This window comes from Lysobacter soli (genome assembly GCF_009755585.1).
In the GTDB taxonomy this organism is placed as follows: domain Bacteria; phylum Pseudomonadota; class Gammaproteobacteria; order Xanthomonadales; family Xanthomonadaceae; genus Lysobacter_J; species Lysobacter_J soli.
Genome location: NZ_CP046603.1, coordinates 1905398 through 1920339, shown reverse-complemented (window position 1 = coordinate 1920339; position 14942 = coordinate 1905398). Strand labels below are relative to the sequence as shown.

Sequence of the window (14942 nt, the reverse complement as noted above, 5' to 3'; positions counted from 1 at the left end):
TCCTCGTTGTGTCGCGTTTGCGTATGGCGATCAGAACCGCCAGTTCAGGCTCAGCATGTAGTTCGCCGGCGCGCCGTAGAAGCCGCTGTAGCGAAGCGTGTTGATGTACTTCTCGTCGGTGAGGTTGTTGACGTTCAAACGCACCGTCGCATTGGGCACGAAGTCCCACGCCACGAAGCCGTTGAGCACCGCGTAGCTGTCCTGGCGCACGGTGAAGCCGTTGCTCTCGACGTTCGAGATGTCGCTCTGCCAGCGGCCACCAAGGCCGTACGACAACGCCGTGTAGCTCGGCAGGCGCGCCATCACCATCAGGTTCGCGGTGCGGCGCGGCACCCAGCGGTACGTATCGTCGCCGTCCTGGCCGGTCAGCTTCAGCGCGGTCGCGCCGAAGACGAGGTCGACGTACTCCGACACCTTTCCGGTGACTTCGAACTCCACGCCCTTGGATTCGACGTTGACGCCGGTGTAGTAGTACTGGCCGTTCTGGTTGTAGCCGGCGCCGGTGGCGAGGTTGTCCTGCTTCGCCTGGAACACGGCGAACGTCGTCAGCAGGCGCTTGTCGAGCCAGTCGGCCTTCACGCCGAGTTCGTAGTTCGTGCCCTTCGTCGGATCCAGATAACGGCCATCGGCGTCGGACTGGCTCTGCGGATGGTAGATGTCCGAATAGCTGACGTAGCCGAGCACGTGCTCGTTGAAGTCGTAGGTGAGGCCGGCGTACGGGCTGGTGTGGCTTTCGGTCTGGTCGAACACGACGCCGTAGTTCACGCCTTCGCGGTGGTATTCGGCGAAGTTGAAGCCGAGCACGGCCTTGAAGCGGTCGGTGAGCGCCAGGCGCGTCGCACCGAAGGCGCGCTTGAGGCGCTGGTCCAGCACGCTGTAGACCGAGCGCGCGCCCCACACCGGTTCCGGAACGGCATTGCCCGCCCACGGGAACGCGGGCATCGGGATGTAGCCGTACATGCCGTTGTCGTAAATGTCGGCGTCGAACTCGCGGTTTTCCGCCTCGCTCTTGGCCCAGCCGACGCCGAGCATCGCCTCGTGCTCGCGGCCCCACATAGCAAAACGACCATCGACGGTCGCCGTCGCCAGGTGCGAGGTCATCTCGTCGTCGCCGCGCCATGCGTAGCCATACAGGCCGAGGTTGGTGCTCGGCTCCAGGCCGGTCGCGGCGTAATCGGTGGCGTAGAACAGCTTGTCGGCGTTCTCGGTATTGCGGTAGTCGTACGACAGCTTCAGCTGCCAGTCCGAACCGAGCTGGTGCGCGTACTCGACGAACGCGTTCTGGTTGGTCGTGTCCCAGAAGGTCCAGTCCTGCGTCGTCGACGCGCTGCGCGGCCATTCGGCCTGGGTGCCATCGCTGTACATGAAGGCCAGCGCGCCCCACATGTTCCCGTCGGTCTGCGCCTTCTGCCACGAATAGCCGAGCGTCAGCGTGCCGTTCTCGCCGATCTGGCCATCGACGACGCCGTAGACGAAATCGCGCTGGTCCTGCTTGTCACGCAGCCAGGAATCGCCCTCCTGGTGGGCGGCGACGAAACGCCCGGCCCAGCGGCCGTCGTCGGTGAACGGCGTCGAATAATCGATGTCTGCACGCACGGTGTCCCACGAGCCGTAGCTCACGCCGAGCGAGCCCTGCGCGTCGTTGGTCGGGCGCTTGCGCACGTAGTTGATCGTGCCCGCCGCGTTGCCGACGCCGGTGAGCAGGCCGTTGGCGCCGCGGATGACTTCCAGCTTCTCGTAGCCGGCCATGTCCATCGCGCCGGTGACGATGCCCCAGTCGTTCGGCAGGCCGACGCCGTCGATCTGCGTGTTCTCGATATCGAAGCCGCGCGAGGTGAACGTGGTGCGGTTGGTTTCCCACTCGTCCACCTGGATACCGGTGGCCATCCGCAGCGCGTCGTTGAGGCTGTTGGTCTGGAACGCCTGCATCTGCGCGCTGTCGATCACGCTGATGGACTGCGGCGTCTCCTTGATGGTCAGGTCGAGGTTGGTCGCGCCGTTGCTGACGCGCTCGGCGCGCTGGGCGACCACGAGGACGGCGTCGAGATCGGTCGCGCCTGTCGGCCGCGGCGGCATCGGCAGCAAAGGCCGTGCCGTTGGCGGCGATCAACGCGAGGAAGACGGCGAGGCCAAGCCGGTTGGGCGTGGCGGCGGCCGGAGCGTGGCGGGAAACGTGGCGGGTCGTGCGGGCGGAACCGATGGCGTGCATGGGGTCGTCTGGATGCGAACGGGAGTGGCGGGTCGTGCCCTGGCCGTCGTGCCGCGAATGGCCACCGGTGGCCAATGCGCAAGTCCGGAGAGCCCCTGCCTGTTCATTATTAAATGCGAATAATTCTCATTATGCAAGATTCGCATTGACTTCCCGCTGCGTCCCCGGCCGAAACCGCCCCACTGGCATCATGGGCGTCCGCGATCCCAAGGAGCGAGGCCATGCCGTTCGACATCAGCCTGTCGTACCCGCAATGGCAGGGATCGGGGCGCCACACCGACCTTCCGCGCGGCGCGATGGCCGCAGCCGCGGTGTGCGCGCAGTTCGCACCGATGATCAGCGTGCCGATCGCCGACGGCGAAGCGGCAGACGCGCATGGCGTGCATCGCTGGGACGCGATCTTCACGCAGTTCCGCAACGCCAAAGCGCTGCTCGCCCAGTCGAACGCCAGGCGCGTGCTGGCCGCCGGCGGCGACTGCGCGGTGGACGTCGCCGTGATCGATCACCTGCACGGAATGCACCCCGGGCTGCAGGTGATCTGGATGGACGCCCACCTCGATGCGAACACACCCGAGACCTCGCCCAGCGGCAACTTCCACGGCATGCCGGTGAGCGCGATCCTCGGTCGCGCGCCGGCACCGATGCGCGAGTTGATGGGCCCGCCCATCGATCCCGCGCGATTCCGCTACGTCGGAATCCGCGTCGGCGATGACGGCGACTGGGCGCTGCAGCGCGAACTGGCCTTGGGGCAACTGGATCCGCAGGAGGCGATGCGCGGCCCGGTGCACATCCACTTCGACCTGGACGTGCTGGACCCGCGCGAGTTTCCGCACGTCGCGTATCCCGAGGGCGGGCTGGGGGTCGACGACGCCGTGACGCTGGTCGCCCGCATCGCGCGCGAGGCCGACCTCGTCGGCTTCACCGTGACCGAATTCGCGCCCGTCGACGATGAGGCGGCGCGCGACGGCAGCCGCGTGATCCAGCGCCTCTGCGAGGCAGCCGCCGGCCGGTGACCCGCGTGCTTTGAGATGCCGGCGAATGGCCTGATGCAAGCGGTTCAAGGCAAAATCGCGTTCGCAATCCCTGATCTGGCACCACATGCGCATTGGAATCGACTTCGGCACGAGCTATTCGGCCGCCGGCGCCGTGATCGACGGCGAACTTCACCTCATCCGTTTCGGCAACGAGCTGCAGTTCCGCACCACGGTGTTCTTCCCGCAGCGCCTGCCGGACCTGTCCGAGTTCGAGCTGACCGACGCCTTGCACGACGAAGTCCGCCGGCTTGTCGGGGAATTCAAGCGCGACCAGGCGCGGCAGCATGCGGAACTTCGCGCGCGTCGCGAGGAAGCGATGAAGCGCCCCGAGCCGCAGCGGAGTGCCGAGCTCGGCATGATCCCCTCGCCGCGCATGCGTTCGGACCTGGAATTCGAGCGCGATGCGCGCGCGCTCGTGCGGCGCCGCTGGGCCGCCGAGGAAATGCGCAAGGCGATGCTGGAAGGCGTGGACCTGCACCGGGCGCTGTACGGCGAGGAAGCCGTCGATGCCTTCATTGACGGCGGCGCCGGCCAGCTGGTCGTATCGCCGAAGTCCATGCTCGGCTACAAGCTCGAAGCCCGTGCACGCGACACGCTGCTCGGTATCGCGACCCAGCTGCTGCGGCACATCCGCCTCACCGCAAGCGCGCAGCTGGGCACCGAGGTGCGCGCGGCGATTCTCGGGCGTCCGGTGCGGTTCCGCAGTTCCATGAAGGAAGCCGGTGGCGTGCAGGCGCTGGAAATCCTCACCGACGCGGCCTACGCCGCCGGTTTCGACGAGGTCGAATTCCTCGAGGAACCCGCCGCCGCGGCGTACGGCTATCACGCGCAGACACGACGCCCGCGTCGCACGCTGATCGTCGACATCGGCGGCGGCACGACGGACATGGCGCTGGCTGACGTCGGCGGCGCGACGGTCGCGCCGATCGTGCACGACTCGTGGGGCGAGCCGGTCGGCGGTACCGACGTGGATATCGAACTCAGCATGCGCGGCGTGATGCCGCTGTTCGGCAAGGGCGTGACCAACACGCCGGTGCACCGGTTCTACGAAGCGTCCGCGGTGCAGGACCTGCAACGCCAAGCGCGCTTTCGCGAAACCTCGTTCGAACACGTGGAGGCGCCGTACGGCGAGCGCCTGGAAACCCTGAAGCAACGCGGCCATACCGTTCGCCTCAACCGCGCGGTGGAACGCGCCAAGATCGCGCTGAGCGACGTGCAGGACCTGACCGTGGACCTCGCCTTCATCGAAGACGGATTGGCGGCGCCGATCGACGCCGCGCGACTCAACGACGCTGCGTCTCCATTCCTCTATCAGCTGCGCGCGTTGATGGAACGGGCGCGCGACGAACTCGAGCATCCGCCGGAGACGGTGTACCTGACCGGCGGCATGTCGCGATCGCCGTACGTACCCGCATTGGTCAGGACGATCTTCCCGGATGCGGAAGTGATCGCGGGCAATGCATCGCTCGGCGTCGTGACAGGACTCGCCCACGCCGCAGCCGCCTGAAGACCCCGTCGCGCGCGGTTTCCAACGCTGTCTTCGCGCGCCTTTCACACCTCTGAATGTGCTTTCACGCACGATGGTACACAGTACAAGCAGACGCGACAGTACGACGGGAGTCGTGACGTCGACGGGCTGGCTGTGGCTGCACGTCGGCTCGACGCGCCCCTCGTTCGGACGCGTGGCACCCCAGTAAATCGGAGACGAAGGCCTATGCAGAGTCGTTCTGAAACGCAGAGCAGCACCGGTACGCGGATTTCCTCGGGCAACAGCGGGCTCGACGACATCCTGGGCGGAGGCCTCGACGCGGATCGGATGTACCTCTACGAAGGCAAGCCCGGCACCGGCAAGACGACGCTCGCGCTGGAATTCCTGCTGGAAGGCGCGCGCAATGGCGAGAAGGCGCTCTACATCTCGCTGTCCGAAACCGAGGCCGAACTCAAGCTCGTGGCGAGCCGCCACGGCTGGGATCTCAAAGGCGTGGAGATCTTCGAGCTCGTGCCGCCCGAGACCACGCTCGACCCGACGCACGAGCTCACCGTCCTGCATCCGGTGGAAGTGGAACTTGGCGAAACCACGAAGCTGATCCTCGATCGCGTGGCCGAACTCAACCCGAGCCGCGTCGTCATTGACAGCCTGTCGGAGCTGCGCCTGCTTGCGCAAAGCTCGCTGCGGTATCGCCGGCAGGTACTGGCGCTGAAGCACTTCTTCGCCAGCCGCAGCTGCACCGTGGTGTTGCTGGACGACATGTCGTCGGCACAGGACGACCTGCAGCTGCATTCGATCTCGCATGGCGTCGTGCTGCTGGAGCAGCTGGCGATCGAATATGGCGCCGAACGCCGCCGCCTGCGCGTCATCAAGATGCGCGGCATGGAATTCCGGGGCGGCTTCCACGACATGAAGATCCGCAAGGGCGGACTCGACATCTTCCCCAGGCTCGTCGCGGCCGAGCATCACAGCTCGTTCGTCGGCGAATTCACGCCGAGCGGCAACGCCGAACTCGACAAACTGCTCGGCGGCGGCCTGGAGCGCGGAACCAACGCACTGCTCATCGGCTCGGCCGGCGTCGGCAAATCCTCGCTCGCGCTCAGTTACGCCATCGCGGCCGCGCAGCGCGGCGAACGCGCGGCGTTCTTCGCCTTCGACGAAGGACGCGGGACGCTGGAAGCGCGTGCACGCACGCTCGGGATGGAGCTGCAGCCGGCCCTCGATTCGGGCCTCATCATCCTCCAGCAGATAGATCCGGCCGAGATGTCGCCGGGTGAATTCGCCGCCATCGTGCGTAGGCGCGTGGACGAGGACGGCGTGCGCGTGGTGGTGATCGACAGCCTCAACGGCTATCTCAACGCGATGCCGGACGGACGGTTCCTGATCCTGCAGATGCACGAGTTGCTGACCTACCTCGGCCAGCAGGGCATCCTGACGATCCTGATCCTCGCGCAGCACGGCCTGGTCGGTCCGGCAGACACGCCGTTGGACATCAGCTATCTCAGCGACGCCGTGTTGATGCTACGGTTCTTCGAATACGCGGGCACCGTGAGGCGGGCACTGTCGGTGGTGAAGAAGCGAAGCGGCCATCACGAGCACACGATCCGCGAGTTCCAGCTGAGCGGCAGCGGCCTGTTGCTAGGCCCGCCCCTGCGCGATTTCCACGGGGTTTTCTCGGGTACGCCGTCCTATACGGGCGGCGACGAGCCGCTGCTGCATGGCGCCCATGGAACCGACTGAGTCCCTGCAGGAGGTCGTGCTGATCTTCGCGCCCACCGGGCGCGACGCGACCTCCGCATCGGGACTGCTTCAGCGCGCCGGCATCGCCACGCGCATCTGCGGCAGCTACGACGCGCTGCTGGCCGACATCGAACAAGGCGCCGGCATCGCGTTCGTCGCCGAGGAAGGCCTGTTCGGCCAGGCGCTCGACCGCCTGGCCGACCTGGTGCAACGCCAGCCCGCGTGGTCCGACCTGCCCTTCGTCATGCTTACCAGTCGCCACGACCAGCCGCGCGTGGCGGCGTGGCGCAAGCAGCAGATCGAGCGACTTGGCAACGTGTCGCTCATCGAACGGCCCGTGCAGCCGATCACACTCGTCAGCGTGATGCAGGCGGCGTTGCGGGCACGAAAGCGGCAGTTCGAGATCCGTGCGCTGCTGCTCGCGCGCGAGGCGGCCGCCGCGCAGCTCGAGACGCTGGTCGACGTACGCACCGCGCAGCTGCAAGCCGTGAATACGCAGCTTCGAGACGAAATGGTCGAGCGCGCGCGCGTCGAGGAAACGCTGCGGCATGCGCAGAAACTCGAGGCGCTTGGGCAGCTCACCGGCGGCGTCGCACACGACTTCAACAACCTGCTGATGGTGATCACCGCCGGGCTCGACATGCTCGAGCTCCACGACGGCCCGGAACGTCGCGGCAAGCTGGTGCGCGCGATGCAGCAGGCCGCGCAGCGTGGCGCGGGCCTGACGCGCCAGTTGCTGGCGTTCTCGCGCAGCCGTGCGCTGCGCCCGGAGACGGTGAACCTGTCGACGCTGCTCGGCAACATGTCCGAACTGCTCGACCGCAGCCTGCGCGGCGACATCAAGGTCAACGTCGAACTCGCGCAGGATCTGTGGCCGGTGGTGGCCGATCCGGGCGAACTGGAACTGGTCATCCTCAATCTCGCGGTGAACGCGCGCGACGCGATCAGCGGCAGCGGCGTGATCACGATCACCGGCAGGAACGCGCGCCAGGTCATCGAGGGCATCGAAGGCGACTTCGTCAACCTCACGGTGCGCGACACCGGATCGGGCATGACGGACGAAGTGAAGGCGCGCGTGTTCGAACCGTTCTTCACCACGAAGGACGTCGGCAAGGGGTCGGGCCTCGGCCTGGCGCAGGTGTACGGGTTCGCCAAGCAGAGCGGCGGCGCGGTGACGATCGACTCGGTCGTCGGCGAAGGTACGCGGATCACGCTCTGCCTTCCCCGCTCGCATGAGCTCGCCGAGCATGAAGCCACCCAGGCGCATCACCGCATCGACGTGTCGTCCACGCCGGAGAGATGCGTGCTGCTGGTCGAGGACGACGTCGAGGTGGCGGCGCTGGTGGAACAGATGCTGCGCGGCATCGGCTACGACGTGATCCATGCGACCAGCGCGACTGCGGCGCTCGGCGCGCTGGCGGACGATCGCCGCGTGGACCTGGTGTTCTCCGACATCATGATGCCCGGTGGCACCAACGGCATCGCGCTGGCGAAGCAGATCCGCAAGCGGCGCCCGGCGTTGCCGGTGCTGCTGACCAGCGGGTTTTCCGAAGCGATGCGCGGCGAGGCCGAGGCGCTGGGCATCTCGATACTTCGCAAGCCATACGGCCTCAACGAACTGCGTGCGGCCATCGAGCACCACGTTCCGGCGCCCGCGGTTTCATAGGTTCGCGCCACGCTCCGACACTCCGGGAGGCACCGATGTCCGCTCAGGAACCCGCCGTCACCTCGCCGCTTGCGTCCACGTCCAACGAGCTTGCCTCGCGCCGCACCGGGATGGCGTTCCAGCGAACGCGCCTGGCCGCCGACCGCACGCTGATGGCGGTGATCCGCACGTCGCTGTCGCTGCTCAGCTTCGGATTCACGATCCACAAGGTCTTCGACCAGCTGAAGGAAACCGGCATGATCGCGCACGCGGCGTCGGGGCGGAACTTCGGCCTGTCGCTCGCGCTCATCGGTGCGCTGGTGCTGACGATGGGCATCGTCTACCACGCGTGGTTCATGTATGCGCTACGCAGGCAGCGCGATGCGATGCGCGCCGAAGGGGTGCTGCATGCGCAGAGTCCGTTCCCGCCGTCGATGACGCTGATCACGGCACTGCTGCTTCTCGCCCTGGGCGTCGTCACCGTCGTCAGCATGATCTATCGCGTGGGACCGTTCGCGTGAGCGCAACCTTCCAACGATCGTCATGTCCGCGCAAACGCACCGCGCCGCGCGCAATCGACAAACGAGGTGGTGGCAGGTGTTGCGTTCGCAGGCTACAGTGACCTGACACCTCCTTGGCCCTTCCGCGGTTCATCCGCGACGACCCGACGGCGAGGTCTGCCATGATCCAACCCCTCTTCCGTGCGACGCCTCCGCGCCGCACCCTGCTGGCCGCCGATCTTTCCGGCGGTCCGGCACGTGCGTTCGATCGCGCCGCGCACCGCCGATGACGTCGATATCGCTCCTCGCGCTCGTCGCCCTGCCCTTCATCGGCAGCCTGCTCGCCGCCGTGCTGCCGACACGCTCGCGCACGCTGATCGCGGCGTTCGCCGGCATGATCGCGGCCGTCGTGTCCGTCGTGCTGCTGACCTCGTTCCCGATGGTGCGCGGCGGCGGCGTGATCCACGAGACGATCCACTGGATGCCGTCGATCGGCCTCGATCTCGCGTTCCGCCTCGACGGATTCGCATGGATGTTCGCGGTGATGATCTCGGTCATCGGCGTGCTGGTCTGCCTGTACGCGCGCTACTACATGTCGCCGGAAGACCCGGCCGCGCGCTTCTACGCGATGCTGCTGGCCTTCATGGGCGCGATGCTCGGCGTGGTGATGTCGGGCAACCTGCTGCAGCTGGTGGTGTTCTGGGAACTCACCAGCCTCGCCTCGTTCCTGCTCATCGGCTACTGGTACCACCGCACCGATGCGCAGCGCGGCGCGCGCATGGCGCTGGTGGTGACCGGCGCCGGCGGGTTGTGCCTGCTCGCCGGCGTCGTGCTGCTGGGGCAGATCGTGGGCAGCTTCCAGCTCGACGACGTGCTCGCGTCCGGCGACACGATCAAGGCGCACGCGTGGTATCCCGCGACGCTGGCGCTGATCGCGATCGGCGCCCTGACCAAGAGCGCGCAGTTCCCATTCCACTTCTGGCTGCCGCGTGCAATGGCGGCGCCCACGCCGGTGTCGGCCTACCTGCATTCGGCGACGATGGTGAAGGCGGGCGTGTTCCTGCTCGCGCGGTTCTGGCCGGTGCTGTCGGGAACCGACGAATGGTTCTGGCTGATCGGCGGCGCGGGCGGCATCACGCTGCTGCTGGGCGCGTACCTGGCAATGTTCCAGAACGACCTCAAGCGCCTGCTCGCGTACTCGACGATCAGCCACCTCGGCCTGATCACGCTGCTGCTCGGCCTCAACAGCCCGCTGGCCGCGGTCGCGGCGGTATTCCACATCATGAACCACGCGACGTTCAAGGCCTCGCTGTTCATGGCCGCGGGCATCGTCGACCACGAGACCGGCACGCGCGATCTCCGCCGGCTCAACGGCCTGATCCGTTCGATGCCGCGCACCGGTGCGCTCGCGCTGATCGCCACGGCGGCGATGGCCGGCGTGCCGCTGCTCAACGGCTTCCTGTCGAAAGAGATGTTCTTCTCCGAGACGGTCTTCCTGTCCGCATCGCCCGTCATCGAATGGACGCTGCCGGTGCTGGCGACGGTCGCCTCGTTGTTCGCGGTCGTGTATTCGCTCCGCTTTGGTTACGACATCTTTTTCGGCCCGCCCTCGACCGACCTTCCGCGCACGCCCGAAGAAGCCCCGCGCTGGATGCGCATGCCGATCTTCTTCCTCGTGACCGCGTGCGTGATCGTCGGCGTCGCACCAACCTTCGCCATCGGCAAGGTGCTCGACGCCGCGGCGCTGCCGGTCGTCGGCGGCACGCTGCCCGCGTACAGCCTCGCGTTGTGGCACGGCTTCAACCTGCCGCTGGCGATGAGCCTGGTCGCCATCGGCGGCGGCATCGTCGGCTACGTGTGGCTGCGTGCGATGCAGGAACGCGGACGCCTCGTGCTTCCGCCGCTCATCTCGCGCTGGAACGGTCGCGAGCTGTTCGAATCGACCATGCTGGCGATCACGCGCGGCGCCCGCGACGTGCTGAACGCCTGCACCACGCGGCACCTGCAGCCGCAGCTGTTCATCGTCATCGCCACCAGCGTCGTGCTGGCATCCTTCGCGGCGCGCGGCTTCACGCTGAGCTGGGGCGATCGACCGCGCGTCCCGGCGTCGTATGCGTTCGTCGTGTTGTGGATCATCGGAATGATCTGCGCCGTCGGTGCGGCCGCGACGGCGAAGTACCACCGCCTCGTCGCGATCACGCTCATGGGTGGCGCGGGGCTCGTGACGTGCCTGACGTTCGCGTGGTTCTCCGCGCCCGACCTGGCGCTGACGCAGATCGTGGTGGAAGTGGTGACCACGATGCTGTTCCTGCTCGGCCTGCGCTGGCTGCCGATGCGCATGGAGAAACCGGGCGAACGCGCGACGCTGCGCGACCGCGCGCGCCGCGTGCGCGACCTGGCGCTGGCAGTCGTCGTCGGCGGCGGCCTGGCGACACTGTCGTTCGCCTTCCTCACGCGGCCGGCGCCGCAGAGCATCTCGCCGTTCTTCCTCGGCAACGCGCTGCCCGGTGGCGGCGGCACCAACGTGGTGAACGTCATGCTGGTCGACTTCCGCGCGTTCGACACCATGGGCGAGATCACGGTGCTCGGCGCCGTGGGGCTGACCGTGTACGCGTTGCTGCGGCGTTTCCGCCCGCCTGCCGAAAGCATCGCGCAACCCGACCAGCAACGCGCCGTGCCGCAGGAACGCGCGACCGACCTGATGAAGCCGCGCCGTTCCGATGCGTTCGCGCGCGGTTACCTGCTGGTGCCGTCGGTGATCGCGCGACTGCTGATGCCGGTCGCGCTGGTCGTCGCCGCGCACTATTTCCTGCGCGGACACAACGAACCCGGCGGCGGCTTCGTCGCCGGCCTGATCGTCGCGATCGCGCTGCTGATGCAGTACATCGTGTCCGGCACGCGCTGGGTCGAGGCGCGCACGCGCGTGCGGCCGACGCGGTGGATCGCCATCGGGCTGCTGATCGCCGGGCTTACCGGGCTGGGATCGGTGGCGCTCGGTTATCCGTTCATGACCACGCACACCGCGCACGTCACGCTGCCGGTGCTCGGTGAAGTCCATCTGCCGAGCGCGGCGTTCTTCGACCTGGCCGTGCTCGGCGTCGTGGTCGGATCGACGTTGCTGATCCTCACCGCGCTGGCGCATCAATCGATCCGGAAACAGGCGCCCGCGCCGCATCCGTCGACCACCGGAGGCCGCCCCTGATGGAAATCCTGCTCGCACTGGTGATCGGCGTACTCGGCGGTGCCGGCGTGTGGCTGGTGTTGCGCCCGCGCACGTTCCAGGTCGTGATGGGCCTGGTGCTGCTGTCGTACGCGGTGAACCTGTTCATCTTCAGCATGGGCAGCCTGTCGATCGACCATCCGCCGATCGTGACGCCGGGACAGCCCGCCGACCTGCAGAACTACAGCGACCCGATGCCGCAGGCGCTGGTGCTGACGGCGATCGTCATCGGGTTCGCCACGACGGCGCTGTTCCTGGTGGTGCTTCTGGCCGCACGCGGCTTCAGCGGCACCGACCATGTCGATGGCGAGCAGGACGCGCCATGAATCCGAACGCCGCATTGATCATCGCGCCCGTCGTCCTGCCAATGATGGCGGCGGCCGTGCTGTTGCTGATCCGCGATTCGCGCCGGCTGCGTGGATCGCTCGTCAACATCTTCGCCAGCTGCGCGGGCCTCGCCGCCGCCGTGGCGATCCTGTGGCACGTGAACCACGCGACGGGGCCGGACGCGGTCGCGGTGCACCTGACGTCGAACTGGGCGGCGCCGTTCGGCATCGCACTGGTCGCCGACCGGCTTTCGGCGCTGATGCTCGTGGTCGTCGGCATCGTGGGCGTGGGCACGTCGCTGTACGCCGCGGCGGGCTGGTCGCGCACGGGCTCGTACTTCCATCCGCTGTTCCAGATCCTGCTGATGGGCATCAACGGCGCGTTCCTGACCGGCGACCTGTTCAACCTGTTCGTGTTCTTCGAGGTGATGCTCGCCGCGTCGTACGGCCTGCAGCTGCACGGTTCGGGATGGCCGCGCGTGCGTTCGGGCATGCACTACATCGCGATCAACCTGCTGGCGTCGTCGCTGTTCCTGATCGGCCTGGCGATCCTCTACGGCGTGATGGGCACCCTGTCGATGGCCGACGTCGCGGCAAAGGTGCCGCTGGTGCCGCTGTCGGACCGCGGCCTGCTGCACGCGGGCGCGGCGATCCTCGCGATGGCGTTCCTGATCAAGGCAGCGGTGTGGCCGCTCAACGCGTGGCTGGTGCCGGCGTACACGGCGGCGAGCACGCCGGTCGCGGCGCTGTTCGTACTGATGACGAAGGTCGGCGTGTACGCGGTGCTGCGGCTGTGGATGCTGCTGTTCCCCGCGGTGGACGGCGCGTCCACGCAGTTCGGCGGACCGTTGCTGCTGGCGGCGGGCCTTGCGACGCTGGCGTTCGGCGCCATTGGCGTCCTCGCGTCGATCCGTCTGGACCGCATCGCCGCGTTCTCGGTGATCGTCACGTCCGGAACGCTGATGGCCTCCTTCGCCACCGGTTCGATCGCGGCCGCGGCCGCTGCGTTGTTCTACCTCGTCAGTTCGACCTTCGCGGTGAGCGCGCTGTTCCTGATGGTCGAACCGGTGCAGCGCACGCGTTCGGAACGACACGCGCAGCGTCCCGTCTACGACGCGATGCCGGACGAGGACGACAACCTCGACGACGAACAGTTGCCGCTGGTCGGGCGGGCATTCCCCGTGTCCGTCGCGGCGCTGGGCCTGGCCTTCATGGCGTGTTCGCTGCTGGTCGCGGGACTGCCGCCGTTGTCGGGATTCCTGTCGAAGGCCGCGATCCTGACGGCGATCGTCGGCGACCAGGCGCACCCGGCCTCCGGTTCGACGTGGATCCTGATGACGCTGCTGCTGTGCTCCAGCCTGTTCACGACGATCTCGCTGGTGCGCGCGGGCATCCGCCACTTCTGGGCGAGCGGCGGCCGCTTCGCGCCGCGGCTGAAGGTCGTCGAGAGCGGCGCCGTGCTGGTCCTGCTCGGTGCGTGCGTGGCGCTGACGGTCTTCGCCGATCCGGTGCTGCGCTACACGACGGCTACGGCGACGTACCTGCACGCGCCGCGCCCGTACGTGGACGCGGTGTTCGGCACGCCGCCGCGCCCGGGCCCGACCAAGCCCGAATACCCGCAGGTCGAGACGCCATGACCGTCCTTCGACGCCTCCTGCCCTCGCCCGCGCTGTCGGTCGCGTTGCTCGCGATCTGGCTCCTGCTGGCGCGCAGCGCGAGCGCCGGGCAGCTCGTGCTCGGCCTGATCGTCGCGATCGGCGTGCCGGTGCTGGTGTCCAGCTTCTGGCCGCCGTCGCGCGCGCGCCATCCGTTCGCGATCCTTCGCTACACGCTGCTCATCTGCGGCGATGTCGTGCATTCCAACCTCGTCGTCGCGTGGGGCGTGGTGCGGTGGCGCTGGCATCGGCCGGCGCACCGTTTCGTCGTGATCCCGCTGGACCTGCGCGATCCGGTCGGACTGGCCGTGCTGTCGATGGTGACCACCGTCGTGCCGGGCACGGTGTGGTCGGAACTGGCGGTCGATCGCAGCGCGATGCTACTGCACGTGTGGGACGCGCCGGACGAGGCCGACTTCGTCGCCCGCTTCAAGACGCGTTACGAGGCGCCGCTCCGGGAGATCTTTGAATGAGCACGCTGCTGTTCTACGCCATCGCCTTCACGCTGGGCTGCTACACGCTGGCATCGCTGATGGTGCTGGTGCGGCTGCTTCGCGGTCCGCGCGCACAGGACCGCGTCTTCGCGCTGGACCTGCTGTACATGCAGGCGATGCTGGTGGTGCTGGTGATCGGCATCTTCCACCAGAGCGACCTCTACTTCGAAGTCGCGCTGCTGATCGCGCTGTTCGGCTTCGTCAGCTCGGCGGGCATGGCGAAGTTCATCCTGCGCGGGGAGGTGATCGAATGAACGACGTGCCGTTCTGGCTCCAGATCGTCGTCGCTGCGCTGCTGGTCTGCAGCGGCGTGTTCGTGGTGATCGGCGCGCTGGGGTTCCTGCGGCTGCCCGGATTTTTCCTGCGCATGCATCCGCCGGCACTGACCTACACGATCGGCAGCTGGTGCGTGGCGCTGGCGGGCGTGCTGTATTTCTCGGCGCTCGAGGGGCGTCTGGCGCTGCATCCGCTGCTGATTCCGGTGTTCCTGGCGATCACCGTTCCCGTCACGACGCTGCTGCTCGCGCGCGTAGCGCTGTTCCGCCGACGGCTTGCAGGCACGGCGGATACGCCTCCGACGCTGGGAGCATCCGACTCGTCGGCGAGCGGGGAACGACCGGCGCCCTGAGC

General features: G+C 67.6%; 12 protein-coding genes. 11 read left to right on the top strand and 1 reads right to left on the bottom strand.

The features are described 5' to 3' along the window. Positions 1-30: 30 nt before the first annotated feature. Positions 31-2076, bottom strand: coding sequence for a TonB-dependent siderophore receptor (locus tag GOY17_RS08660; RefSeq protein ID WP_157030066.1), 2046 nt, complete (start codon positions 2074-2076; stop codon positions 31-33). A 354-nt stretch (positions 2077-2430) separates the two neighbouring features. Here GOY17_RS08660 and GOY17_RS08655 point away from each other — a divergent pair, with 354 nt between their 5' ends. The 11 genes from GOY17_RS08655 to GOY17_RS08605 all read left to right on the top strand — a co-directional run bounded on the left by GOY17_RS08655 (position 2431) and on the right by GOY17_RS08605 (position 14940). Further along, positions 2431-3222 carry an arginase family protein gene (locus tag GOY17_RS08655; protein WP_157030065.1) on the top strand — a complete coding sequence of 264 codons (792 nt, stop codon included), beginning with the start codon at positions 2431-2433 and terminating at the stop codon, positions 3220-3222. Positions 3223-3307: 85 nt separating this feature from the next. Continuing rightward, positions 3308-4750 (top strand): Hsp70 family protein, encoded by a 1443-nt coding sequence (locus GOY17_RS08650; RefSeq protein ID WP_157030064.1) that lies wholly within the window; start codon positions 3308-3310, stop codon positions 4748-4750. Between the two features lie 207 nt (positions 4751-4957). Next, entirely contained in the window at positions 4958-6472 is a 1515-nt protein-coding gene (locus tag GOY17_RS08645; RefSeq protein ID WP_157030063.1) for an ATPase domain-containing protein, read from the top strand. Beyond that, entirely contained in the window at positions 6459-8138 is a 1680-nt protein-coding gene (locus GOY17_RS08640; protein ID WP_157030062.1) for an ATP-binding protein, read from the top strand. The genes GOY17_RS08645 and GOY17_RS08640 overlap by 14 nt, the downstream gene beginning before the upstream one ends. Before the next feature lie 35 nt (positions 8139-8173). Beyond that, positions 8174-8638, top strand: a complete 465-nt coding sequence (locus tag GOY17_RS08635) for a YidH family protein (RefSeq protein ID WP_198173868.1) — start codon at positions 8174-8176, stop codon at positions 8636-8638. Positions 8639-8903: 265 nt separating this feature from the next. Next, positions 8904-11819 carry a monovalent cation/H+ antiporter subunit A gene (locus tag GOY17_RS08630; protein ID WP_198173867.1) on the top strand — a complete coding sequence of 972 codons (2916 nt, stop codon included), beginning with the start codon at positions 8904-8906 and terminating at the stop codon, positions 11817-11819. Continuing rightward, on the top strand, positions 11819-12163 hold the full coding sequence (locus GOY17_RS08625; protein WP_115842131.1) for a Na+/H+ antiporter subunit C: 345 nt from the start codon (positions 11819-11821) through the stop codon (positions 12161-12163). The genes GOY17_RS08630 and GOY17_RS08625 overlap by 1 nt, the downstream gene beginning before the upstream one ends. Further along, on the top strand, positions 12160-13800 hold the full coding sequence (locus GOY17_RS08620; protein ID WP_157030061.1) for a monovalent cation/H+ antiporter subunit D: 1641 nt from the start codon (positions 12160-12162) through the stop codon (positions 13798-13800). Before GOY17_RS08625 ends, GOY17_RS08620 begins: the two co-directional genes overlap by 4 nt. Further along, a complete protein-coding gene (locus tag GOY17_RS08615; RefSeq protein ID WP_157030060.1) occupies positions 13797-14291 on the top strand; it encodes a Na+/H+ antiporter subunit E in 495 nt (164 codons plus the stop codon). Before GOY17_RS08620 ends, GOY17_RS08615 begins: the two co-directional genes overlap by 4 nt. After that, entirely contained in the window at positions 14288-14566 is a 279-nt protein-coding gene (locus tag GOY17_RS08610) for a K+/H+ antiporter subunit F (RefSeq protein ID WP_115842128.1), read from the top strand. Before GOY17_RS08615 ends, GOY17_RS08610 begins: the two co-directional genes overlap by 4 nt. After that, a complete protein-coding gene (locus GOY17_RS08605) occupies positions 14563-14940 on the top strand; it encodes a Na+/H+ antiporter subunit G (RefSeq protein ID WP_157030059.1) in 378 nt (125 codons plus the stop codon). Before GOY17_RS08610 ends, GOY17_RS08605 begins: the two co-directional genes overlap by 4 nt. Positions 14941-14942 lie beyond the last annotated feature (2 nt).